Source organism: Sphingobacterium sp. HSC-15S19, assembly GCF_050433745.1.
In the GTDB taxonomy this organism is placed as follows: Bacteria; Bacteroidota; Bacteroidia; order Sphingobacteriales; family Sphingobacteriaceae; genus Sphingobacterium; species Sphingobacterium siyangense.
The window spans coordinates 1-25,929 of sequence record NZ_JBNPWQ010000030.1 but is presented as its reverse complement, the minus strand read 5'-3'; the positions used below and the strand labels follow the sequence as shown (position 1 = coordinate 25,929).

Genomic DNA, 25,929 nt, shown 5'->3' with positions numbered 1-25,929 from the left:
TTTTCGATATGAAGCATCTTAGAAGAGCGTTGACCTTAGCACGGAAGATTTTCTGCTATAGTTTGTTTTACTTCATTCCACTTTATAGCTTCGGTCAATTGCAATTGGTTGTTTCACCTGACGGAAGTGACCATGGAGACGGTTCACTAGCGCATCCCCTGGCGTCGGTCGCTCAAGCGCTAACGTTGTTGCGCGCACAGCGAGGCGAGAAGCCGGAGCGTACAGCCTTTGTGCTTCTTCGTGGAGGAACTTATTTCTTTGACTCGGGGATTTCGTTGGATGAAAGAGACAGTCATACCATCATTCAGGCTTATGGCAATGAAAGGGTTATTTTTAAAGGCTCTATTCCGCTGTCGACAACAGGTTTGTTCCATACACGCGAGAACGGATCGATCAATTTCTATCAACTGAATTTACTGGAACATGGTGTCAAGGACCTGGGACAGTTGCGCCAGGTTGGTTTTTCCAGAGCCAGTGGCAATGCTCCGGGCGAATTATTTGTGGACGGCATAGCTTTTCATCTGGCGCGTTGGCCCAATCAGGGAATGGTGCCTATGGGGAAAGTGATCGATACAGGTTCCATTCCACGGAATCGGGATTCGAGTAATCGGGGCGGTGTTTTTCAGTATAAAGAATCACGTATCGATGCCTGGGCAAAGGAAGATGACCCCTGGATTGCGGGTTATTTCAAATGGGGCTATGCCGATGATATGGTACGTGTCAAGACCATTGATCCAAACAAAAAAACAATAACAACAAAAGAACCTACATTATACGGCTTTGACTATAAGAAAAAATACAGGCAGTGGCGGGGTATAAATCTATTGGTGGAATTGGATACTGTAGGTGAATTTTATCTCGATAGAAAACATGGCGTACTGTCATTTGTTGTTGATAAGCCCATAAAGACATTGAGCTATTCTGTATTGGAAGAACCATTTTTTAGTCTGATCGGTACACAGCATACACAGATTAGGGGTATTGAGTTTGAAGAATCCAGAGGAATGGGAATTTACCTGCGGGATACCTATGCCGTCGAGATTGATGCGTGTAGGTTTAGCAATTTGGGTAGCCTGGGCGTTGCTGTTGGGTATGGAATAAAACCTTTTGAGCGTTTGCAGCACGAAGGTACGGGAGAAGCGCTGGATAACAGTATTGGAGATCTACATCAGCACCTGTATAGTCATCCGACATTTGATCAGAAAGGAGGTGAACAGAATGTCATTCGCCATTGTCATTTTTCACATCTAGGAGCCGGCGGGGTTTCGTTGTCGGGAGGAGACCGTAGCAAATTGACGAAAGGGAATAATCGAATTGAGGACTGCGTCTTTTTTGATCTGAACCGCTTGGAGCGGTCCTATCGGCCGGCGATAGCACTTTATGGCGTGGGCAATACCGTCAAAAATTGTGAGATATCAGATTTGCCGAGTATGGCTATTCTCATTCATGGCAATGAGCATAAAATTGAATATAATTACATCCACAAGGTTGCACAGGAAGTTGATGATCAGGGAGCGATTTATATCGGACGGGATCCTTCAGAGCGGCACAATCTGATTCAATATAACCTACTTGCAAATATTCCAAAAACATTAAGGACTTCGGGCATATATCATGATGATGCATCAAGTGGTACCAAAGTATTCGGTAATATTTTCGTCAATGCCGGTGAGCGATCGGCATTTATTGGCGGGGGCTCAGATAATTGGTATGTGAATAACCTATTTGTAGGTGCCGGAAGATGGGCAGTACGTGTGGACAATCGGTTGGAAAACTGGCTTAAAAACCTGAATGTGTATCGATCGGGGCATCTGTTCTATGACCGTTTGGTGGGTGTCAATTATCTGATAAGCCCTTATCGCGAAGCCTATCCCGAATTAGCATTGCAGTTTAGCCGAAATGGAAAACCTACAGGAAATGTATTTCAGGATAATCGGTTTTACAATTGTAAACACATTCTAAAAGGTAAAAGAAAATGGCTTGCCTGGGATCAAAGTAACAAGGAAGGTTTTCTGCCGGATTTCCGTCGGGATTTTCAAACAATGAATTTAAAGGATCTCAAAGTTGTTCTAGGGATGAAAGCCCTAGAACAACAGATTCCGATAGACAACATTGGCCCTCAATAATAGATCTATTTTTCCGTTTGCTGTTTTATCCAGTTGAACCATTCGGTTTTTTGATCCGGATGGGTCCAGTGTCCTGTCTCCTTGTAGATATGCAATGTTTTGGGTGCGGTGATGCCATTGTAGCTGGCGTACATGGAAGTTGGAGGGCAAATCACGTCGTTAAATCCCCAGGAATAGAATCCCGGTACTGTAATGCGTTTGGCAAAGTTGACCACATCGTAATACGATAATGTTGTTTCAAGATCACGGATGCCTTTTAAGGCACTGTAATTTGCTGGAGCAAAATAGTGAGGCCATCCACCAGCACGTTGATGCAGGTAGCCCGTCACGTCCGACAGCGCAGGATAGAGCGCCGCAACTGCGGTCACACGTTTATCCAATGCTGTGGTCACGATACTCAGCGCACCGCCCTGACTACCACCCATAACAACGAGGTTTTTTCCATCCCATTCAGGTAGTGAAGTAAGGTAGTCGTTGGCTCGCAGACAACCTAAGTAGACACGCTTATAATAAAACTGATCTTTATCCTGCAGATTATAGTTATAATATGCCTTCAAAGCACCTGCAGCGAGGTCTTTGTAGACCGCGGAGTCTAGGTCAACCGGAATGCCATGTATGCCAATGCTTAATACAATCATCCCTTTGGCGGCCAATTCAATTTCAGGGCCATAAGGGCGAACGCCAGCACCGGGCACACGCAATACAGCTGGATATTTACCCGGATCTGAAGGCATGCTTAAAATACCATATATTTTGCTATTTCCAACGTTGTTAAATGATACACGATAGACGTCGACCTCTACAGTGCTCTTGTCAGGAAGCAATGTTTTGCTGGCCTCGATGGGAACAGTCTGAAGTACTTTGATCGCCTTATCCCAGAACGAATTAAAATCCACCGGATTTTGTTGTGTAGCAATGATTTTTTCGGGTGAAAATCCGATTGTGCATAGCTTTTTGGTCTGCTTTCCGTTTTTAGTCACAATAACAGTACAACGCAGAAAGCCTGGTTTCTTCAACGTGAAAGGAGCACTTTTAAAATGCCCCTGAAAGGACGGTATCTGTGCACTGACAAAAGGCCTGACCATTTCAGGACCTATTTCGTAATACACACTATCGCTATGGAAAGCTTGCCCCCCCGCATTGACCTGAATATCAAAACTAACTTGATCGCCGGGTTTTGCGAGCCAGTTGTCGTACGCTGTATTAATCTGTATGTCTAATTTTTCGGTTTGCCCTTTACTGTTTATGGCACATAACAGAAGCAAGGTTAAGAAAAGAAATTTGTTGATTTTTTGCATAGTAGTAGGATGAATCTAAATGGATTATTTCCCTGCTTCAATGAGCAGCAGCAATCCGAGAATAAATAAGCAAAACATAAATCCGAGCCACAGCATGGTCTGTTTGCTGGCGCCTTTGAATTCGCGCCAGATAAACACACCCCATAAGGCCGCAACCAAAGTTGCACCCTGACCTAATCCATAGGATATTGCTGGCCCGGCTTTACCCGCAGCAATTAGATTAAGGGAATTGCCTATTCCCCAAATGATACCGCCGAGAATACCGACAAGGTGTACACTGAAATTACCTTTAAAATAATCGCTATAACGAAGAGGTGATCCCGCTAGTGGCCTTTTCATGAGTAAGGTGTTGAAAATAAAATTGCTCAATAAGATACCGCATGAAAAGATAAATACTGCCGTATAGGGCGTCATTTTTCCGATTGTTGGCGACTCAAAATTATTCAGGTCCATGGCGGATGCTATAAATCGATAAAATAACGACATCAACAGCCCTGCGAGCAGACTAAGAAAAATTCCTTTCGAGGAAAGTTTCTGCTGATTTTTCATCATTCTTTTATAGGCAAAAGCATTGATAACAATGGCTACCGCGATACAGGCTACTCCAGCAAATAGGAGGGATGGATTACCTTGCATTGCTGCAATATAGTTGATAAGGACTCCTAAAATCAATGCCGTACCGATACCAACCGGAAATGCAACAGCCATACCTGCCAGGGAGATCGCCGATGAGAGTAGGATATTGGCAGCATTGAAGATAATCCCACCAAGTAAGGCATTGCAAATATTGCTGCCCTCTGCTTGTTGCAGATCGGCGACAAACGGTCTGCCGAGCTCGCCATAACTGCCTAGTGTAAAGGCAAACAGTAACGAAAGGAGAAAAATGCCGAGCACATAATCCCAGTAGAAAAGTTCATAGCGCCAGCTTTTGTTGGCTAGTTTTTGGGTATTCGCCCAAGAACCCCAGCAGATCATCGTAATGATGCAGAAGATGATGGCTTGGGTATAGCTTGTTACAATAAACATGTCTTCTTGTTGAGTCTGTTAATATTTGAGAAAGGGTACTATTATCGACTTATAGCAGGAACCCAGAGCGTCGAAAAACCTCCAGTTTGACTGGCATCGGCATAAGGTACAAATACCAGCGACTGCTGCCCATTGTCTGCGGTTTTAATCTCGGTGGCATAAGCCAATGTTCCAACCCAGCCTTTCGGTAACTTGTCCTGTGCATCGGTCAGTTTGATATTGTCTTGAAGCGGATAAACAAATTTTGTTTTATCCAGCTGGAGCTGCGGATTCAGTGATTGATCTAGGGCAAAGATCTGCGGTCCCCTTTTTAATGTAAAGCTATTGGGATAAGTTTTCCCACCATTGATAATTTCTGTTTCTATATCAAAAGAAACGACGATTTTATCCTTGTCTTTCCATTGGCGCTCGATTTTTAGCAATTGATCGGGACCAGATTTATAGCTTTTGCCATTGACTGTTGCGGTATAGTTTTTAGCCCATTCCGGAACGCGCAATTGAAGTGGAAATTGTGCCGAGCCTGGAATGTGAACTTGTACAGTCGCGGTTCCCTTTCGTGGAAATTCACTTGTTAGGGTAAGTTCCAACGGTATAGTCTTTTGGGATGAAGTCTTGATATTCTCTTTGATCTGTGCCGGTTCATATAGCAATAATGTCGGGATATTGTTGAGCATACCAAAATTCAAGTAGGGGATAAGTGCTATTCCTCGTGGAACGCTGCTCAGGCAGCAGGTGATATTACAGCGGTAGGGTTTTTCGCCAATAAGAGGCGTATAGTAACTTACACAGCCAGTCTGCGGATTTTCGGCACCGAGTAGGTGGTTGTAGATCGTTTTTTCAATTTCATTATAATATTTTAGATCGCCAGTAATTGAAAAAAGCTGTGTATTGAATTGAAGCCAAGTCGTGGTAACACAGCCTTCCCCCATGTGGGCCGAGGTGTCGGCCAGGAGGTAATGGTTGTCCTGAAATCGCTCATGATCACTGGATGTACCTGTTGCAAATAATCTGTTGGCGCTGATATCATCGAAGGTGTAATTGATGACCTGAAGTAATTGACTATCCCCAGTCAGACGGTACATCTTGACCAGTCCGACGATATTTGAAAGCATCTCATAGGCTTTGGCATTAGCTACTTTATCGACGCGTTTATGCTTTAAAATGGAGTTAACAATAGCTGGACCACCTTCAAAGTCAAATGCGCGAATGATGTAACGGCAAAATTCAAGATATTTTTTGTCGCCAGTCCATCGGTATAGATCTAGCATCGGGTCAATGACGGAAGTTGCGGCCATGCCGACATGCGATCCTGATTTCAGAATATTTTTTTTTCCGGGGGTATCGCCGAAAGTGCTGCAAAGGAGGTCGCCAATTTGTACAGCTGCTTTCAATGCCTTGGTATCTCCAACGGCGCCATAGTAAGCAAGCAATCCAAAGAGATCATATTTATGCACCCAGACATCCCAGGAGGTCCAACGGTTTTCAGCCAGGTAAGTGCCCAGATATCCATCTGTATCCTGTGTTTCGAGCAGGCGATGAAACATGCGATCCATCTGTTGTTTCAATCGAGGATCTTTGGTGACAAGCCAAGTGTTTGCTGCGGCCTCAAGATATTTTCCAATATGCTCACCGATCCATCGTTGTTTTCCGGGACGGTTTTCAAACCCGGCTAATAAACCTTCTTCATCTACCTGAAGCAGTCTTTTTTCGAGATTAAGCTGATAGCGATTACCCAAATAGCCACTGATCAGATCTATTTGAGGGATTTCAAGGTCGTAGCGAGAGGGCACAACATAGTCGACTTTAGGATTGGCCGCTGTGGTAATCAGCTGTGCTTTGGAATACTGAATCGAGGCAAACAGCAGCAATGCTGTAGCTGCTAAAATTAGACGAAGAGACATGATCATGTAAATAAGGTTAATAATTGATTTTCAGGTTATAAGATGTTGTATTCTTGCCAAAAAGGAATGGACGTCTGCGCTCCCATGCGGGTAACAGAGATTGCTGCAGCTTTGGAAGCTAGTTTGACTGCATCGACGATCGGCATTTCCTTGGCAACACAGGCGGCAAGGACGCCACAGAACGTATCTCCTGCTGCGGTACTGTCCACTGCATTGACTTCTTCCGCTGGAATCTGAATATAGTTATCCTTTTCCTTGAGCAGTGAACCTTTAGCGCCCAGGGTTATGATGATTATACCCGGGCACTTTTGATACAGGTAGTCTGCCGCTAGGGCGGCCTCTTCCCAGTTTTCAATCGTCATGCCGGTATAAAATTGTGCCTCGGATGTATTAAGTATGAGGATATCGACTTGTTGGAGTAGTTGATCTGTCAGGGCCTGTGCAGGAGCTGTGTTGAGTATAATTTTGGTATCATGCTGCACGGCAATGTCAATGGCCTGTTCGATGGTTTCTATTGGAATTTCAAGCTGCATAAGCAGTACATTGCCAGAGATGATTGTATTCTTAACCGATTGAAGTTCCTTGGGTGTAAGTGTCGCATTGGCTCCTGGTGCGACGAGGATGCAATTTTCACCTTTCGCATCCACGGAGATGAGGGCTACGCCAGAAGGATTTTCTTCGTCTTGGAAGATCGTGTCAACCAGAATGCCTTCTTGCTGATAATGCGCAATAGCCTGTTGACCGAAGATATCTGTGCCGACTTTAGCGATAAAAGCAACTGAGCTACGGGACCGCGCCGCAGCAACCGCCTGATTGGCTCCTTTGCCACCAGGCACCATAAAAAATTGACCACCTAAAATAGTTTCTCCTGGTGCAGGAAGATGTGCTGCCTTGACCACCATATCCGTGTTTGAACTGCCTAAAACGACAATAGTTGCGCTGCTCATAATAATTAGGTTTATACGCTGTTACTGAATTGATAACCAAAAGTACAGATTTCGTATTTCAGTTAATTATACCGGCTATTTTTTTCGTGCAGGTAAGGGCAGGATAGTTAAAGCAACATCATTCCTATTTTTTGATTTATATAAAGTATCTTAGTATGTATTCTCCGAGAGGAAATAAGACCAGTTGTAACGTATAAAGTTTTTAGCGTATTTACCATGTAGATGTTCAAGCTATGAATATGACCAATGCAATAGCTCAATTTTTAAAAATACTTGAAATAAGTGACTTTTCTGCTACGCCCAAGTATCTGCAGTTAGCCAATACAATTGTTGATGCCGTTAAAAATGAAATTTTATCGAAAGATGATATGTTGCCTTCTATTAACGAGCTGAGCGGTTATCTTGATATTTCACGCGATACGGTGGAGAAAGCATACCGTTATCTAAAACAGCAGGAAATTATCGCATCTAATCCGGGGAAAGGTTATTATATCAATAAAATAGATGTGCAGTCCAAGGTAAAGATCGCGCTCTTTTTAAATAAGCTCAGCACACATAAAAAAATTGTCTATGACTCCTTTGCGCGTGAGTTGGGTGATTATGCCAATTTGGATTTATTTGTATACAACTCGGATCTTTCTTATCTGAATACGTTGCTTGGAAGTTTGACCAAGACGTATGATCATTACGTGCTATTTCCGCATTTCAAAGAAGGACGGGATAAAGCTCCGGATATCATCCGAAAAATTCCGGCAGAAAAACTCATGTTATTGGGTCGCTTTATTGAGGATGTACCGGGTGAATTTCCAGCTGTTTATGAAAATTATGAACAGGATATCTATAGTGCCCTGGAGGAGGCTAACGAGTCATTAAGTAAATATCAGATGCTCAAATTGGTCTTTCCAGATCATAGCGATTTTCCAAAAGCTATTATTAAAGGATTTTATAAATTCTGTCAGCAATATGCATTTGATCACGAATTGGTTGCCGACCTCCATCGTGAAAAGGTTGTAAAGGGGACTTGCTACATCAACATTATTGAAGATGATCTCGTTAAGTTACTGAATAAGATTATACAGAAAAAGTTAGTCATCGGGATGGATGTTGGGGTTATATCCTATAATGAAACACCATTGAAAAAATTTATATTGAATGGTATTACGACGATATCGACCGATTTTGAAATGATGGGGCGATTGGCTGCCGAATTGATCCGAAGTAAATCCAAGGATCGTGTTGAAGTCCCATTCTATTTAAAACTTAGGCCTTCTGTATAGGCAAAAAAAACAGGCTAATCGCGCTGATTAGCCTGTTTTTTTGATAAATATTTTCTAGTTCTTTGCGTATTATGATGCAATAATCAAAGAAGCAGCTCCTTTATTCTTATTTCTTTATAGTTTTTACAGGAAACAGGTCAATAACACCTTTTGCAACCTTGCTGATGTTATTAATTGCTTTTTCGGGGTTATCAACATCGCCAGAACCACGAGCCTGCCAAATCACTGCGTTTGTTTTACGATCGATGGCTTCGATAATCAAATGGCCGTAACGATAGCGTTCTTTTGCAACTGGGTAATAGCCGCCGCCATAGTAATAAGGTGAAAACCATGGACGGTACCAACCCCAGGGGCCACCCCATCCGTAATAACCGCCGCCGCCATAGATCAAACGGCTTTTATTGTTGACAATGGTAATATACCGAAATAGTAAATCAGGATTATCTTTAGAATATTGTAGGCCCTTTGCCTCCAGCGCAGTATTCGCGGCATCCAGGATATTAGCTTTGGCGATATCGTTGTCAAAATAAGACTTCGAAAGCGAGTCTACCGGAGGTAACCAAGCATACGTCTTGAAAGGAGTAAAATCCATCTTTTCTACCCGAGTGGTATTGTATTGATAAGACGAACATGATGCGAGTGCAACGCAAAGCACCAAAAATAATAGAATCTTTTTCATCGTAGTAATTTATTTATCAACTGTGATGAATCTACCATGAGTATTCTGTCGCTGCATTGGACAACCACACTCATGATGGTTCATGGCCTATATGGAACTTATATTAATTTAACTAATTTGTTCTTATTCTTTATCCGCATACCTTTCAATTGTAAAAAATAGTACAGTTGACGGTCTTTATGGCAATTGTTTTTTTATCGTCTGGGATGCTGCCATCCTTTTTGATTTTACAATCTATTACTTTAGACAAAAAACTATAAATATGGTTTAATCCGAATTGTAAAATTAATAGGGATATTTTGCCACCAACGGAATCTGCCTTCCTGGACCAAAAGCTTTTGGACTAATACGCAGGATGGGAGGAGCTTGAAAACGTTTGAATTCCGCATTATTAACCAATTTACATACCCTTTCTACTAACGATTTTTCAAAGCCCATTGCTACAACCTCAGATCCCGCTTTCTCATTTTCGATGAGTTCAAAGAGGATTTGATCCAATAGATCGTATTCCGGCAGCGAGTCCGAATCTTTTTGATCTGGCCGAAGTTCCGCAGAAGGCGCTTTTTCAATGGTATTGACTGGAATGATCTCCCTTTCTCGATTGATATAGCGCGCTAAATCATAGGCTTTGGATTTGTAAACATCACCGATTACAGAGATGGAACCTGCCATATCACCATAGAGTGTACCATATCCTACAGCAGCCTCACTTTTGTTGGATGTATTGAGTAAAATATTGCCGAATTTATTGGAAGCGGCCATCAGAATTACCGCACGTGCGCGCGCTTGAATATTCTCTTCAGTCGTATCTGGCTGCAGCCCTTCAAAAAGAGGAGCTAAACTATGTTCGAAGGCATTGGCAATATCTTTGATCGGAACGATATAATGTTTGCAACCGGTATTGTTGACAAGATCCATCGCATCTTTTATCGAATGGTCGGAAGAGTAGACCGATGGCATCAGTATGGCTAATACATTATCGGCACCCAGGGCCTCGCAGGCCAAAGCAGCAACTAAGGCCGAATCTAGCCCACCGGACAAACCTAAAACCGCCTTCTTGAAACCAGATTTTTGAAAATAATCACGTAGCCCGAGGATCAATGCATCATGTATAAGAGCCATCTCAGCAATAGACTCTTTCGAAGATGCTGTGGTGGAGGTTATATTTTGTTGATGATAGGTGACAAATTGAAGATCTTCTTCAAAGCTTTTTAGTTCAGCAATTTTTGTTCCTTCATTATTCAGGGCGATTGAGCGGCCGTCAAAGATAATATCCATGTGAGCGCCAATTTGATTGACATAAATTAGCGGTCTGCCAGACTTTTTTACCTGTTGGCTGAGGACCTTGATCCGTTCATCAAAATGGGTATAGGAAAAAGGGGATGCCGCAATATTGATGAGGAGGTCTGGATTTTCTTTTCTCAGCTCTGCCATGGGGTCACCAACGTAAGAGTTGCCCCCTTCGTCATCATCCCACAAATCTTCACATATGGTTAAGGCGATTTTTAGGCCGTTCAACTCGATACAATCAAAACGTCTGCTGGGTTCAAAATAACGATATTCATCAAATACATCGTAATCGGGCAAAAGGCCTTTTTTAACAATGTTTCGGACTGCCCCATGCTCAATAAATACAGCGGTATTATAAAGCTCTTTGCCCTCAGGATCACTGTTTTTTACTGGGGCTCCGATGATACAGGCGATATCCTGACAATGAGCAGCAATTTGATGAATAGCTTCATCGCATTGACGTTTAAAGGCCTTACTCCGCAAAAGATCCTTGGCAGGATAACCACCAATTGCGAGTTCGGCGAAAATAATAAGATCGGCCGTTGCTTCTTTGGCCTGTTGGATCGCGCTAATTATTTTTTTAGTATTTGCTTCAAAATTACCGATATGGTAATTCAATTGTGCTAAAGCTATTTTCATATGCTATTAATCGTCTAACTAAATAAGATACCAATTGATGTCGGATCTTCTCACAAATTTATTTCTTTTTTTTGATACTCAGACCGCCCTTGGTCGAATAAAAGCGCTAAATTATCTTCCGATCAATTGAAGAACATCGTATTACCAGCTATGGCCTGTAAGTGGAATGAATGCACAGTGAGTCCATGGTGAGCCGATCTGTTGAGCTGCTATCGTTTTAGATGTATGTTTTTTACAACGCGGGACGGTATTGAATGTGCTAAATTGTTTTAACATAATTTTAACAACGTTAAATGCTGTTAAATTTCTTGACATGAAAGCAGATCTGTAGTACCTTTGATATATCAAAAGAAACGAAAGATATTTAAAAATAATATATAAAGAACTTTTCATAATTTAGGTTAATAATTGGTTAGGTAAAGCTCGGAGTTCCCCACTTCGAGCTTTTATTTTTTCTAGACACCTGTTTCAAGTCGTGTTTCAATTTCCTTCTTTGTTTAATTAATTTAAGGTATTGTTTATGGATCATACTATTGTCGCACAACAGCGATCTTTTTGTTACGTAAGTATAGCTTCTACTTTTTTTCTCTTTTATTTTTTAGCGGCAAATTAGGATCAGATAGTGATCAAATTAACTCTTTTGACAGTGCTTATTCAGTGATTGTTCAGTGCTTGTTCAGTGATTGCTCAGTGTAGACTGAATGATCAATGACTGATCACTGTTTAAAAAGCGATTGAAAATTGTTATTAGGTATAAGTTGATATGAAAATATCAGTTTTAAGATCTATCTTACTTTTAAGTTTTGGATAATTTTGCTAGCATATAAAACTATCGTACAATAAACACATTAATTGTTGAAAACCTCATTGAACTAAAAAGCTCCTATAATGATGTCATTTTAGGAGCTTTTATGCTTTATTGCTTCAAGAGAAGCTATAATTATTTGATATCCGTTACTTCAATCACAAAATCCAATGGCGAGTTTGCCGGAATAGTTCCCACAGCCTGGTTTTGGTATCCATAAAGGGAAGGTGCCATGATGTGAATTTTACTGCCCTTTTGTAGACCTTTTTCCGTTAAGCCACCTAATTTCATGTCACCGATTTTTTGCGGAGCAAATGCGAAGGTCCAAGCAGGAATAATGGTGCTGTAAAATGGATATTGATAGCCTGTGTTTGTGATGATTTCAAATTCTTTGGCAGTATCAGTTTGATCAAATACACTTCCACTCAATAATTTTCCAACGTATTTTACAGTCGGTTTAAATTTTAAGTATTTGCCATTTAATGTGTCAACCACTTTATATTCATAGTTCCCTGTTCCTTCGGCAAGAATTTCATACCAAATTCCTGTTTCGCTGTTGTATTGCGCATCAGGGTAATTTTGGCTAACGTAATTTTTAAGTGTTACAGAATCCGTTTTAAATTGTGCATTCGCATCATAAACCGGCGCATCGTCGCTTTTGTTACAGCTGATAATAAGGAAAGCGATTGCTGCAATTCCCATGAATAGTGGTGATAACAGTTTTTTCATTATATTTTTTTTTGGTTTTTCAAGGAAAAGCTATTTTCTTATGAAAGTAGCTTTGCAAATGTATATTATTTTTTCTTCGTTAAAGGTTTTCGCTATAACAATTAACATTTTGATACATTAATTTACACTTCTGAACGTGTACTTACAAAAAAGCCATTCTCACTAGGAGAACGGCTTCGATGAATGCATTGTTTTTATTTTTTATTTAACAGCACCAACAGCTTTTAGGTCGATGGTGTATACTACTGGTGTATTTTTAGGAACAGTTACCTTTTCGCTTCCTGTTGTATATTCTACTTGATCAAAAGAATAGTAAGAAGGAGCAATAAAGCTTATTTTGTCTCCTTTTTGCAATCCTTTTTGTAATAAACCTTCAAATCTTACATCTTGACCTTGGATATTAATAATGGTAGGAATAAATGCTTGCACCCATGCTTGGCCATAAGTTTTTATGGCAACGCGAATGTCGTCATAAACTTTAGGAACACCATCTGTATTTTTGTCGAACACAGTTCCATCCATCAGTTCGCCTTTGAAGTTTAAGGTTGCAGACCACGCGTTTGCTTGTGGACCATAATAGCCGATACTTCCTGTATAACTATATGGTGTTGAGTTATCTGTTGCAAGCTCTACTTTGTACCAGATTCCTGTAGAGTCGGAAAACCGTGCATTTTCTTTCCATTTGGTTTTGGCGTATTGCTCTAAAAGAGGTGCTTGTATTCTTAATAGGGAATCCCTGCGTGCTTTTTCTTTTCTAGCAGCTTCTATTTGTTGTCTATTCAATGCATCATAATCGATATTATCTTTATTACAAGCCGTAAAAAGAACCCCCAGACACAAAAACGCCATTAATAATTTCGTGATATTTTTCATAATTTCTTAAAGTGTGTATTAATTATAAAATCCAAAACGCAGGAATAATGGAGTTCGCTACAAGTAAATGTTAAATTATTCTAAAAAAACGGCTAACTCCTTTGAGTTCAGATATTTTTGTCGTATACTTTTTAGGCGAAATTCGCTGTCAAAACGTAGGAGAGTTGGGAAGATCATTTTTCTTCCTTGTAGCAATTGCAAAGCTAAAGGATGGTATTGTCCTGTTTTCTTTCTTTTGCTTAAGGGCCTCCATATACTTTGGTCAAAAGAAATGTCTTGGATAGATTCTGCATCTAAATGAACGGCGTAGTAGCGCTTGTTGATTAATTGGACAATCTCCTTTTTTGTAAAGATTTCCTGTTCCATTTTCCGGCAATAGCTGCACCAATCCGTATGAATAAAGAGGAGCGTTTCGCGCGGAGAAACAGTCAGGAGTGAATCCAGTTGTGCAAAATCAATCCAATTTATCCGCTCCTGTCCATGAGAACAGAGCGGATAAAAGAATAGGATCAATAGCACATATATTTTTTGGAAATGCTTCATATCCCAAATCCATGTTAATGAAAATGACCAACACGAAGGCCAAATGTATAAGTTCGAGGGCGTGTTGGACCATAGATATAATCTGAATCACGTAGCGCTCCCTTGTCGAAGTCCTTCTGAAAAGCATTGAACATGTTTTGTACACCCCCAAAAATTTCAATGCTGAAATCTTTATGTATTGGAAAGGTATACCCTAGGCGGAGATTTAATTCCACAAAGTCCCGGGCATTTTTAAGGGTCATTACATCTTGTTGGATATGTGGAACAATCATTTTTCCAGTGTACACGCCCGTTAGATCGATCGCAAATTGTTTGGTCGCTTTCAGGTTGCTATTCATATAACCATAGATATTTGGCGTACGGACATATTTCTTGGTGAGGATGTCCTGCCCGTCTTCTTTTCCTGTATAGATGAGTTGGTCTTTTTTATAGCGTGAGCGCTGGATCGTCCCACCGGTTTGGAAAGAAAACCAGGAGGATGGTGCGATATTGATTTCAATATTGGAACCGTACACCCTGGCTCCTTCACCATTTTGCATTTCCTGAATAATCAATCCATCTTTTTCAGACGCCATGACGTTGACAAACTGATTGTTGAGATCCGTGTAAAATCCTTCCACGAGCAAACTTGTTTGTACATTTCCAAAATTTTTATTGTAGCTAAAAGAGCCTGTATATGCATTGGAGTATTCTGTTTTCAGATTTTCACCGATCAATACAAATACTTGGTTTCCGCCAATGGAAGTGACGTGCATGTCCTCATTAAATGCCTGGGGGGCACGGAAGCCCCGTGCATAGCCGCCTCTAAATTGAAGGTCTTTTGTGATATCGTATAAGATGGTCAACCGTGGGCTAAAAGTGCCGAAGCGCTGATCCGAGTTTCGGTCTATACCTGCAAGACTATATTTACCGTCAACGTAGGTATAATCATATCGTGCTCCGATCAACGTTTTAAAATTGCTTAAAGGCTTCCATTCATATTGGGCATAACTGCCTAACCCTTTGTTTTGCTGATCAATGGTTCGTTTATATCCCGGTATTTCATCCTGGGTATTGTTGTATGAAAACTCCACTCCGGCAGTAAATACATCTCTTTCAAAGTTGTAGGTATATTGTCCCCCGGCAACTAGCGCGATATCATTCGTTTTTCCATAGGCATTTGCGGCTAATGTGCTGTCCGCAAGGGTTGTTCCGCCTCCAAGACCGCCATAGTAACTGTCGCGAACAGTTTTCTGTACAGAGCCATACAACGACATTTTTTGCTTATAATCTGTGGAATAGTGATCGTATGTGATTCCGCCAACAAGCGAACTGGTTTCCAATTGCTCGGTAATCTGCGTCAGGTGCGGTACTTTATCGAGTTGATCACCACCGCGGCGGAACTCATTTACGGTACTAAAATCAACCGTTATCTTATCTAGGTCACTCGGTTTGTAAAATAGTTTTGTGCCGAACGTGGTGTTACGAAGTTTGGTTATTTCCGAAAAACCATCGCCATTTGCATCGTAAGCTTCTCGATTACGGTGCATACCGTAGAATGTAGCTCCTCTTTTGAGGTCTTCCGAAACGGTGGAGGTATTAAAATCTACTGTATTATCCCAGCTTGTGCCGCCAATGAGTGAGTTGGTGGATTTTACTTGCCAGTCGTTTTCTACAGGATCTTTTGTAATAATATTGATGGTTCCAGCGATCGCATTGGCACCAAATAATGCCGAACCACCACTGCGCACAACCTCAATACGATCGATCATACTCGTTGGAATCTGATCCAATCCGTACACGCTATTTAATGCGGAAAATACCGCCCTACTGTTGATCAATATCTGTGAATAGGGGCCTTCGAGGCCATTCAGGCGGACTTGTGAAAAGCCGCAATTCTGGCAATTGTTTTCTACCCGTACACCCGGCTGATAATTCAATGTTTCCGACATGGCAACGGATTGTGTCGCATTAAATAATTTTGGACCGATGACATTGACAACCACGGGGGCGTCCTTACGTTTGACGCCATAGCGTGTAGCAGAAACAACAACCTCATCCAAATTGAGGTTGTCTTCTTCCAGTTGAATTTGCAAAGGCGACTTCAACGTGTCTAAAGAGACGACTTTGCTGATGGAGCGATAGCCCACTGCCGATATATTTAAGGTTACTTTTTGCGTTGGTATTGCAGACAGCTTAAAGTACCCATTTGGATCAGATGTAGTTGCGAGCTTGCTGTTTTTTAAAGTCAGTGTACCAGAAGGAACCGCCTCATGGTTTTTGTTGAATAAGTAGCCTTCAAGTTTTGATTGGGCGTATATAGTGGATGTACCAGCCAGTAATGTGGCCAATAAAGTGTATTGCTTTAGCATCGTAATTTTATAAAAATTTTATAAATACAAGCCTCGTATAGCATGGTCTGTTCCTCGTTATGAACGGCGTTCAAGGCATTGCGTCTTATCGGAAGCAGGGTAATAGCTTGTTTCCGACAAGGTAAAGTATGCCAATGAGCTCACTGAAACCATAGTAACAGTATTCAGCGAAAGTTCGCTATTGTAACAGGGACAATTCTCAAAGTAGAGGCAAATAAAAATGGGGTCAAAGATGATATATCGATAGCGGTATTTCATGCTGTCGTTCTGGAGCCAAGCGATTTAGCACATGCGTAATCTCTTACTTGTTTGCGCCAAGTTCGTTTGATCGTTATGGAACTAGGGACAGGCCTTCGAAATCTTTGATTTTTGGTTTATGCTAAGCTGGGGGGACCACGTAAGTGGTAATGATCGATCGTTGTGGTGATCGCCTCCGGACAAAATGAATTATAATGTTCTTCTTTTACTTCACGCGGAATAGGAAATTCAAGGACGGTAAATTCAGTTTGTACGTAGGTATTGTGATAGATGACATTGAGGTATTCGATTTGGTCATCTGTTTCTTGCGGCTTTTGTTTTTTGGTAAAATCATAAGGGTGGGTGTGCATGACAATTTCACCAGTCGATTTTACCTCTTTGTGCATGAAAACAACACCCGAAATAATGATCAGCGACATTAATACCAATTGGCATAATGCGATAAGCTGACGTGGGGATTTCGTTGTTTTTCGGTGCATAAAAAAGCGCTACTTTTTAGGGTAACGCTTCAAAAATACAATTTTATTGTTGAGTATAGGTGAAATACCTATTAAAAAAATATGAAGTATCTAGTTGCGAAGTTTACAGATCTTCCTGATTATTTAATCAGATGATTGTTGTCGTCTGGAAATACAACGGAAGGTTTAAACTGCTTAGCTTCTTCAAAGTCCATGTTCGCGTAGGAAATAATGATGACGATATCGCCAACTTGAACAAGGCGAGCCGCAGCACCATTCAAACAGATAATACCTGATCCACGTTGACCTGGGATGACGTATGTTTCAAGACGGGCGCCATTATTGTTGTTTACGATTTGAACTTTCTCGTTAGCGATGATATTTGCGGCATCCATCAAATCTTCATCTATTGTGATACTACCCACATAATTCAATTCCGCTTGTGTGACTTTAACGCGGTGAATCTTGGATTTCATTACTTCTATTACCATGGCGCAAAGGTAGGGCTTTCTGCTGAATTTGAAAGATTTGTCAATTAATTTGACAAATTATTCAGAATCATATTATCAATCAAACGGACACCTTCAACCCAGGCAGTGACAAGTGCGACATGCTGCTTGCTGAAATCGATGTGGTTGACTTCTTTTAACGTTGAACTTTCACATAGCGCAAAGTATTCAACGCTAAGCCCATCGGTGTCTGTTAAAATCTGTAAGGCTTTGTCTTTTATTTCCGCTAGCGGGATAGCGTCATGTATATGATCTTTTACATATTGCAGGGAGCGGGAGAGTGCCAAAGCTGTTCTTTTCCCAGCTTCACTTAAGCGCGCGTTTCTAGAGCTCAGTGCTAGGCCGTCTTGATCCCTAATGATAGGACATATCGCCAATTGAATCGCGAGATCCTTCATGGCTATCATGCGCTTGATGACCATGACCTGCTGAAAATCTTTCTGCCCGAAACACGCAATATCCGGTTGTACCAATGTAAATAATTTATAGACCACCTGGGTGACACCTTGGAAATGGCCAGGGCGTTTTTCACCTTCCCAAATTTGGTCCAGTTCGCCAAGATCGAGATGCCAGGCCTCATTTTTATCGGGGTACATCTCATCAACACTTGGTAAGAAAAGGATGTCGCAATCGACAGATTCCAGTAATCTGATGTCGTTTTCGATGGGCCGTGGATATTTTTCGAGATCTTTCGGATCGTTAAATTGTGTGGGGTTAACAAAAATGCTGCAAACACGAATATCACTGATTGGTTTTGCATAATTTAATAAGGATAAATGTCCTTCATGTAAAGCGCCCATCGTAGGGATTAGGGCGATTTTTTGACCTGTTGATCGGGCTTCTTGCAGGTATGCTTGGAGAGATGCTTTCGTTTTGAAAATTTCCACTTTGCTATTTAGTTTTTTGTTGGCAAAGGTGCATAATATTTTGGGAATATAAAACGATGATTAATAGTAAATTGCATAGTAAGTATTTTTTTCGTACCTTTGTAGACCGATTTTACTGTTCGAAAATAATAAATAAAAATAACTGGAGATGGCAAAAACGAAGATATTGTTTATTACTCACGAGATGTCGCCTTTCCTCGAATTAACTAAAATTTCTGAAATTACACGTCAACTTCCACAAGCGATGCAAGAAAAGGGTTTTGAGATCCGGATCTTAATGCCGCGTTTTGGGAATATCAATGAGCGTCGAAATAGATTACATGAGGTTATTCGTCTTTCAGGCTTGAACATTGTTGTGGATAATAATGATAATCCGCTAATTATTAAAGTTGCTTCATTACCTGCGGCCCGTATGCAGGTGTATTTCTTGGATAATGAAGACTACTTTCAGCGTAAAAAAGTTTTTAGTGATGAGCATGGCGAATTCTTTGCAGACAATAATGAGCGTTCGGTGTTCTTCTGTAAAGGAGCGTTGGAAACTGTGAAGAAATTAGGATGGTCCCCTGATGTGGTACACTGTCATGGATGGTTCTCTGCTTTGGTACCGGCTTACGTGAAGACAACTTATAAAGACGATCCTACATTCAAGGATGCAAAAGTGATGTACTCTTTGTTCAATGAAGAATTTAAAGGTACATTAGGTACAAAGTATGCTGAAATGGCGCCAGAAGGTTCCTTTAAAGCTGCGGATGCGCAGGTGTACGGTGATGGTAGTTATGAGGCGATCTACAAAGGTGCTTTGCATTTTACCGATATGGTGGTTGTCGCTGACGAAAATGTCAACACTGAAATAGTTGATTTTGCTCGATCAAAAGATATTCAGGTTTTTGAGCCTAATGGCGATCAGGACTACGATGCTTTTGGAGAAGTGTATGATCAGTTTGCGCCCGAAGAAGTAGAAGCGTAAGCTTTACTTGTCGAAGCGTTTCGAAAAACAAACAGACAATAATATAAAAAAGGCTATTCTCAAGGATAGCCTTTTTTTATGCGTCTTTTTTTTCCTCCGGTCGAACCGTTATTTCAATGATTTTCGTTGCGCTACCCGCTAGAAACCTTTTGTCGCGGTAAATATAGCTGCGAATTGTTATCTTCGCAGTAATCTGTCATTGTTTTTAGATATCCATACCAGGGGATCTCCGCGAAGATAAATCGGGTTTGATCTATACCTCATAGGTTAGGTTATCAAATAGCATACATTGGCTGTATTTTATTATATATAATTCGTGTAATGAAAATTAAGGTAGGATTTGGATTTGATGTCCATCAGATGAAAGAAGGTCATCCATTTATTGTAGGTGGAGTGCAATTGGAGCATCATGCTGGTGCCTTTGGGCATTCTGATGCCGATGTGTTGGTCCATGCGATATGTGATGCCATTTTGGGGGCCGCCAATTTAGAAGATATTGGCTACCACTTTCCAAATACAGATATGCGCTGGAAAGGCATTAGCAGTTTATTGTTGTTAAAAGAATGTATGGCGCTGATTGCTGCGAAAGGATACACGCTTGGCAATATTGATGCGATGCTGTGTCTGGAAGCTCCTAAGATCAAACCCTATATCCCACAAATGAAAGTTAAACTGGCTGAAGCAACGGGTTTGGATATCGACGACATCTCTATTAAAGCAACAACAAATGAAACGATGGGATTTATCGGTCGTCAGGAAGGGGTGGTTGCCTATGCGGTTTGTTTGATTGAACGCGCGTAGTTCGCCTCAATATTTTCACGTTTAAATTCTTGCTTTTGGCCCAATTAGTAATACCTTTGCCAAAGTAGGGATTCTTGGCACACTATCTGATAGAGTGAGCATTAATGTCTTAATTGAAATCTTTAAAGATCAAAATAATGCAGTATCCAAGTTTGCAAAACACAACTGTGGACGGAAAAATGGGCTATGCAATGCGGTCTTTAAAATGAATAATATTTACGTCTGAAATTTAGTAAATAGATGAAACGAGTATCAAAAAAAAATCAACTTACTGAGGCTGATGTCAAACGGTATACGTTCAATTTTTGGAAAATTATCGTCGGGATCGTCGCGATAGGTTTCCTTTTTATATTGAGTATACGTCTTGGCGTATTTGGAAAATTACCCTCCTTCAGTGATTTGGAAAACCCCAAAAGTAATTTAGCTTCCGAAGTTATCACGGAAGATCATAAGGTATTAGGAACCTATTATGTCCAAAACCGCTCCAATGTAAAGTATAGCGAATTGTCTCCTTATTTGGTCAAAGCATTGGTTTCGACAGAGGATAAACGCTTTTATGATCACTCCGGGATAGACTACTCACGGACATTTACAGTTATCTTTCACACCTTGACCGGTAACAAACAGGGGGGAAGTACCATTACACAGCAGCTGGCTCTGAATCTATTTTCGGATGGACGGCAAAAGAATTTTCTAAAGCGTGTCATCCAAAAATTTCAGGAATGGATTACCGCTGTTCGTTTGGAAAGAAATTATACCAAAGATGAGATTATTACCATGTATTTTAATACGGTAGACTTTGGTGCTTATAATACCTACGGAATCAAATCCGCTGCGCGGACTTATTTCAATACGACTCCGGATAAACTGACGGCGGAACAAGCAGCCCTTTTGGTAGGAATGCTTAAAGGCCCGGGAGCATATTCTCCTGTGCGGTACCCCGAAAAATCACGTACGCGCCGTAATACAGTATTGAACAATATGGTTGCCGCTAATTTTATTTCGGCAGAGGAAGCTACCAAAGCGAAGGAGAAACCACTTGGTTTAGAACTGAAGATTGCAAATTACGGTGAAGGTTTGGCACCCTATTTTAGAGCGGTATTAAAGGATGAAATCAAAAAGGAATTTGCAAAATTGTCCATCACCAAACCAGATGGCACACCTTATGACCTCGATCGTGATGGATTGAAAATCTATACGACGATCAATATGTCTATGCAGCAATATGCAGAGGATTCGCAAAAAGAGTGGATGAAGCAACTGCAGTCTAAATTTGCTGCGCAATGGAAAAATAGGGATGCTTTTAAAGGGGATAAAGCCAAGTTGCTCATTAGCGGAATGAAGCGCTCTGATCGTTACCGTATTTTGAAAGAAGAGGGCTTGAATGAAGACGAGATCAAAAAGGCCTTCAATGTAAAGGTTCCGATGAATATATTTACATGGAAGGGAAGTGTTGATACGATGATGACGCCAATGGACTCCATAAAGTACAATAAACTCATGTTGCGCAATGCGATGATGTCTATGGAACCGAAGACCGGACATATCAAAGCTTGGGTTGGAGGTATTGACTTTGACCACTTCAAATATGATCAGGTAAAAATGGGTACGCGTCAAGTCGGATCAACGGCGAAACCATTTACGTACGCTGTGGCGATTGACAATGGTTATTCACCATGTTACAGTATTCCCAATTACCAACAAACTTATAACGGATGGACACCAAGAGGAAATGCACAAGGTGGAAACCCGATTACCTTAGCGAAAGCATTGGCTTATTCGCAAAACTATGCGACGGCCTATCTGGTGCACGAAGTTGGTGCTGCGGAAGTAGCTGCATTGACTAAACGGATGGGTATAACAAGTGATGTGCCCAATTATCCTTCGATCTCATTAGGGGCTTATGAAGCGTCCGTCTTTGATATGGTAGGTGCTTATTCGGCATTTGTGAATCAAGGAACCTGGATTGAGCCAACAGCGATCCTACGTATTGAAGATAAAAATGGTACACCAATCTATGATAAAGCACCAAAGGTCGTAAAAGCCTTAAATAGTGAATCGGCTTATATTATTGTTGATATGTTGAAAAAGGTGGTATCCCAAGGTACGGCAAGACGTATTCAATGGATGTATAAGCTAACAAATCCAATTGGCGGTAAAACAGGTACAACCAACGATAACTCAGATGCCTGGTTTATTGGTATTACACCAGAACTGGTTACGGGTGTTTGGACTGGTGCAGAAGATCGAGGCATTAGTTTTGACAGGATGGAGTACGGACAAGGGGCAGCAGCAGCAATGCCAGTATTCGCTTACTACATGCAGAAAGTGTATAAAGATTCAAATTTGAAGTATACCAAAGGTGATTTTGAGCAACCTCAGGGTGGGCTTACCCGTGTCATTGACTGTAATCAGTATTGGGGCGGTGGTGGCTCTGATGTCGAAGATGGGTCTACGGATTCAAGCGGCAAAGATGCGACTAAACTAAAAGATGATCGCTTAGGTTTCTAAGTTATTTTAACGAATACCATTGGGCCAGACAATAAATTTTTTCGAGATTTGTTGTCTGGCTTTTTTGCTGACGGTGTTTGATATTGGAATATAATGGACGTATTTGACTATAGAGAAGAATTAAAGAAGATACCGCATCGACCGGGAGTCTATCAGTATTTTGATAAAAATAACGAACTGATCTATATCGGTAAAGCGAAGGATTTGCGTAATCGGGTCGGCTCGTATTTCGTTAATGAAAATCAGCTGAATGGCAAAACCCGTGTTTTGGTTCGGAAGATCAACCGTATATCTTTTACTATCGTTGACACGGAGATTGATGCTTGGTTGCTTGAGAATTCATTGATCAAAAAGCACAAACCCAAGTATAATGTTCTGTTGAAGGATGATAAAACCTATCCCTGGATTGTCATCAAGAACGAACCTTTTCCGCGGGTTTTTTGGACCAGGCAATATATTAAGGATGGGTCCCGTTATTATGGCCCCTATCCTTCCGTGGGGATGATGCATATTGTATTGGATCTGATTCGTGAATTGTTTCCCCTCCGGACCTGCAATTTGGCCCTAACACAGGAAAATATACGGAAAGGCAAGTTTAAGATCTGTCTCGAATATCAAATTGGAAATTGTAAGGGGCCCTGTGAAGGGTATCAGTCCGAAGACGATTACGATCAGAACCTGAGTGATATCAAGGATATTCTGAACGGAAAGATTGCTGTGGTGACCAATCGTTTAAAGGAGAGTATTGCTACCGCAGCTGCAGCTCTGGATTTTGAAAGAGCGCAGTTAATTAAGGCGAAGCTGGATAAGCTGGACAATTACCAGAGCAAGTCTACAGTGGTCAACTCATCTATTACAAATGTGGATGTATTTAGTATTGCTTCAGATGAGGGCTACGCTTTTGTCAATTACCTGAAAGTCATGAATGGTGTTATTATTCAGACACAGACGCTCGAAATGAAGCGGCGTTTGGATGAGAGTGAGCAGGAGCTTTTAGCCTTGGCCATACCGGAGATTCGGGAACGCTTCAAAAGCCTTTCGCGGGAAATTATTGTACCTTTTGAATTAGATATTGAAGAGAACGAACGGATTCGATTTACGATTCCGAAGCTGGGCGAAAAGAAAAAATTGCTGGAGCTTTCCCAAAAGAACGTGGCATTTTTTAGAAAAGAGCGCCTGTTGCAATATGAAAAGCTTAATCCTGATATTCGGACCGAGCGCATCTTAAAGCAGATGCAAAAAGATCTTCGCATGAATGTGCTGCCACAGCATATTGAATGTTTTGATAACTCGAATATTCAGGGGAATTATCCCGTATCGGCTATTGTTGTCTTTAAGGATGCAAAACCTTCGAAGAAAGATTACCGCCACTTTAATGTGAAAACAGTTGAGGGGCCCAACGATTTTGCCACGATGGAGGAAGCTGTTTTTAGACGCTATAGGCGATTATTGGATGAAGACCAGCCTTTGCCGCAATTGATTATTATCGATGGCGGAAAAGGGCAGCTAGGCGCAGCCTTAAAGAGTTTGCGCTTGTTGGGGATAGAGCGAAAAGTAACCGTCATCGGTATTGCCAAAAGACTGGAGGAGCTTTTCTATCCAGGTGATCAATATCCACTTTATTTAGATAAGAAATCTGAAACCCTCAAGATCATTCAACATCTTCGGGATGAGGCACACCGCTTCGGAATCACTTTCCACAGGAATCAACGGAGCCGGAAGACCTTCGTTTCAGAGCTGGAAAACGTTCCGGGCATAGGTAAAACAACCGTTGAGAAAGTATTAACTGAATTTAAATCGGTGAAAAAAGCGAAGGAAGCCTCAGATGAAGAGCTAAAAAAAGTGCTTAATCTGAAACAGATTAAAGCACTTCGTGAATATTTTGCAAAGTAAAAATTTACAAGAAGAACAATTCGTGTAGGGGAGGTCGGTATAAAAAGATCTCCGTACGAACTCTTCAATGCGGATTAATCGTCGTACCCGAAACGTTTAAGGTAGTTCTTTTTACTTCTCCAGTCAGGAATTACCTTAACAAAAAGCTCGAGAAATACTTTTCCGTCGATAAACTCTTCAATATCCTGGCGCGCATAGGTGCCGACTTTTTTGATCATGGCTCCTGCTTTTCCAATGATAATGTTTTTTTGAGAGTCGCGCTCAACAATAATTTCGGCAGCAATACGTGTGATATTTGCTTCTTCTTTGTAAGATGTAACGATTACTTCTGTACTGTAGGGAATCTCTTTATCGTATAGTTTGAATACTTTTTCACGAATCATCTCAGAGACAAAAAAACGCATGGATTTATCCGTTAACTCATCCTTTTCATAATAGGCTTCGTGAATAGGTAATTTATCCTTAATGTAGTGCATCACGGCAGCAACATTATGATTTAATTTTGCTGAAATCGCAAAAACGGTATCTGGATTTAATTTTTCCTGCCAAAATTCAATCTTGGCCTTGACCTCTTCTTCCGAAGATTTATCAATTTTGTTGATAAGCACGGCAACAGGGGAATTTGTTTTACGCAATTTCTCCAGGACATCGTTCTCATCGTATTTTTCGTGGATATCTGTCACAAATAAAATAATGTCTGCATCGATCAACGATCCTTGGACAAAATTCATCATTGATTCTTGCAAAGAATAGTTTGGTTTGATAACACCAGGGGTGTCCGAAAACACAATTTGATGGTCTTCATCGTTTACAATACCGATAATGCGGTGTCTTGTCGTTTGCGCTTTGGGTGTAATGATAGACATTTTTTCACCCACTAAAGCGTTCATTAGGGTGGACTTACCAGCATTTGGCTTTCCGATGATACTTACGAATCCTGCTTTATGTGACATTTTTCTAAATTTTATTAGGATTACAAAGAAACAAAATATATCTTTGTACTCCAATTCGGAAGGATCATAATCTTGTTTTTTCAAAAGAAAAAAGCAATTTTGTTCAAAAATATATTGCGGGGTGGAGCAGTTGGTAGCTCGTCGGGCTCATAACCCGAAGGTCACTAGTTCGAGTCTGGTCCCCGCTACTAAAGAAAGAGCCGATTGC

Annotated in this window: 20 protein-coding genes and 1 tRNA gene; 7 read left to right on the top strand and 14 right to left on the bottom strand. The window is 41.0% G+C overall.

The genetic code is table 11. The features are described 5' to 3' along the window. Window positions 1-8: 8 nt before the first annotated feature. Window positions 9-2,126: a right-handed parallel beta-helix repeat-containing protein gene (locus L1283_RS21105; RefSeq protein ID WP_286779020.1), complete on the top strand. Its 2,118-nt coding sequence runs from the start codon at window positions 9-11 to the stop codon at window positions 2,124-2,126. 5 nt (window positions 2,127-2,131) lie between these two features. On the opposite strand, the gene L1283_RS21100 is transcribed toward L1283_RS21105, so the two are convergent. From L1283_RS21100 to rbsK, 4 genes are read right to left on the bottom strand one after another with little or no spacing between them, the layout of a single operon-like run. After that, window positions 2,132-3,424 carry an acetylxylan esterase gene (locus L1283_RS21100; RefSeq protein WP_429626425.1) on the bottom strand — a complete coding sequence of 431 codons (1,293 nt, stop codon included), beginning with the start codon at window positions 3,422-3,424 and terminating at the stop codon, window positions 2,132-2,134. 24 nt (window positions 3,425-3,448) lie between these two features. Continuing rightward, window positions 3,449-4,450, bottom strand: coding sequence for a GRP family sugar transporter (locus L1283_RS21095; protein ID WP_286779018.1), 1,002 nt, complete (start codon window positions 4,448-4,450; stop codon window positions 3,449-3,451). 41 nt (window positions 4,451-4,491) lie between these two features. Continuing rightward, window positions 4,492-6,357 carry a beta-L-arabinofuranosidase domain-containing protein gene (locus L1283_RS21090; RefSeq protein WP_429626424.1) on the bottom strand — a complete coding sequence of 622 codons (1,866 nt, stop codon included), beginning with the start codon at window positions 6,355-6,357 and terminating at the stop codon, window positions 4,492-4,494. Window positions 6,358-6,386: 29 nt separating this feature from the next. Further along, window positions 6,387-7,298: a ribokinase gene (gene rbsK, locus L1283_RS21085; protein WP_286779016.1), complete on the bottom strand. Its 912-nt coding sequence runs from the start codon at window positions 7,296-7,298 to the stop codon at window positions 6,387-6,389. 233 nt (window positions 7,299-7,531) lie between these two features. Here rbsK and L1283_RS21080 point away from each other — a divergent pair, with 233 nt between their 5' ends. After that, a complete protein-coding gene (locus L1283_RS21080; RefSeq protein WP_312352209.1) occupies window positions 7,532-8,575 on the top strand; it encodes a GntR family transcriptional regulator in 1,044 nt (347 codons plus the stop codon). Window positions 8,576-8,681: 106 nt separating this feature from the next. Here the strand turns inward: L1283_RS21080 and L1283_RS21075 are convergent, their stop codons facing one another. From L1283_RS21075 to panC, 9 genes are all read right to left on the bottom strand, one after another. Beyond that, window positions 8,682-9,254: a DUF4136 domain-containing protein gene (locus tag L1283_RS21075; RefSeq protein ID WP_046672038.1), complete on the bottom strand. Its 573-nt coding sequence runs from the start codon at window positions 9,252-9,254 to the stop codon at window positions 8,682-8,684. Between the two features lie 285 nt (window positions 9,255-9,539). Then, a complete protein-coding gene (locus tag L1283_RS21070) occupies window positions 9,540-11,183 on the bottom strand; it encodes an NAD+ synthase (RefSeq protein ID WP_429626422.1) in 1,644 nt (547 codons plus the stop codon). 940 nt (window positions 11,184-12,123) lie between these two features. Further along, window positions 12,124-12,717 (bottom strand): FKBP-type peptidyl-prolyl cis-trans isomerase, encoded by a 594-nt coding sequence (locus L1283_RS21065; protein WP_088163059.1) that lies wholly within the window; start codon window positions 12,715-12,717, stop codon window positions 12,124-12,126. 201 nt (window positions 12,718-12,918) lie between these two features. Continuing rightward, entirely contained in the window at window positions 12,919-13,590 is a 672-nt protein-coding gene (locus tag L1283_RS21060) for a hypothetical protein (protein ID WP_088163058.1), read from the bottom strand. A gap of 75 nt (window positions 13,591-13,665) precedes the next feature. Beyond that, a complete protein-coding gene (locus L1283_RS21055) occupies window positions 13,666-14,133 on the bottom strand; it encodes a thioredoxin family protein (protein ID WP_429626419.1) in 468 nt (155 codons plus the stop codon). Window positions 14,134-14,147: 14 nt separating this feature from the next. Further along, window positions 14,148-16,484: a TonB-dependent receptor gene (locus tag L1283_RS21050; protein ID WP_429626418.1), complete on the bottom strand. Its 2,337-nt coding sequence runs from the start codon at window positions 16,482-16,484 to the stop codon at window positions 14,148-14,150. Window positions 16,485-16,858: 374 nt separating this feature from the next. Continuing rightward, complete coding sequence (locus L1283_RS21045) at window positions 16,859-17,221, bottom strand: hypothetical protein (protein ID WP_346068923.1); 363 nt, start codon at window positions 17,219-17,221, stop codon at window positions 16,859-16,861. 119 nt (window positions 17,222-17,340) lie between these two features. Continuing rightward, window positions 17,341-17,691, bottom strand: coding sequence for an aspartate 1-decarboxylase (gene panD, locus L1283_RS21040; protein ID WP_070570112.1), 351 nt, complete (start codon window positions 17,689-17,691; stop codon window positions 17,341-17,343). 44 nt (window positions 17,692-17,735) lie between these two features. Beyond that, window positions 17,736-18,596 (bottom strand): pantoate--beta-alanine ligase, encoded by an 861-nt coding sequence (panC, locus tag L1283_RS21035; protein ID WP_343569422.1) that lies wholly within the window; start codon window positions 18,594-18,596, stop codon window positions 17,736-17,738. A 148-nt stretch (window positions 18,597-18,744) separates the two neighbouring features. Here panC and L1283_RS21030 point away from each other — a divergent pair, with 148 nt between their 5' ends. From L1283_RS21030 to uvrC, 4 genes are all read left to right on the top strand, one after another. Continuing rightward, the gene (locus tag L1283_RS21030; RefSeq protein ID WP_070570107.1) at window positions 18,745-19,563 is read left to right on the top strand and encodes a glycogen/starch synthase; all 819 of its coding nucleotides are present in this window, start codon (window positions 18,745-18,747) and stop codon (window positions 19,561-19,563) included. Window positions 19,564-19,884: 321 nt separating this feature from the next. Then, window positions 19,885-20,364: a 2-C-methyl-D-erythritol 2,4-cyclodiphosphate synthase gene (gene ispF / locus L1283_RS21025; protein WP_070570337.1), complete on the top strand. Its 480-nt coding sequence runs from the start codon at window positions 19,885-19,887 to the stop codon at window positions 20,362-20,364. Between the two features lie 240 nt (window positions 20,365-20,604). Then, window positions 20,605-22,875: a transglycosylase domain-containing protein gene (locus tag L1283_RS21020; protein WP_429626417.1), complete on the top strand. Its 2,271-nt coding sequence runs from the start codon at window positions 20,605-20,607 to the stop codon at window positions 22,873-22,875. 93 nt (window positions 22,876-22,968) lie between these two features. Further along, window positions 22,969-24,768 carry an excinuclease ABC subunit UvrC gene (uvrC, locus tag L1283_RS21015; protein ID WP_153845739.1) on the top strand — a complete coding sequence of 600 codons (1,800 nt, stop codon included), beginning with the start codon at window positions 22,969-22,971 and terminating at the stop codon, window positions 24,766-24,768. 74 nt (window positions 24,769-24,842) lie between these two features. On the opposite strand, the gene era is transcribed toward uvrC, so the two are convergent. Next, window positions 24,843-25,721 carry a GTPase Era gene (gene era / locus L1283_RS21010; RefSeq protein WP_070570335.1) on the bottom strand — a complete coding sequence of 293 codons (879 nt, stop codon included), beginning with the start codon at window positions 25,719-25,721 and terminating at the stop codon, window positions 24,843-24,845. Window positions 25,722-25,836: 115 nt separating this feature from the next. Between era and L1283_RS21005 the strand changes: the two genes are divergently transcribed. Continuing rightward, window positions 25,837-25,909 (top strand) — tRNA-Met (locus tag L1283_RS21005). The last annotated feature ends 20 nt before the right edge of the window (window positions 25,910-25,929 follow it).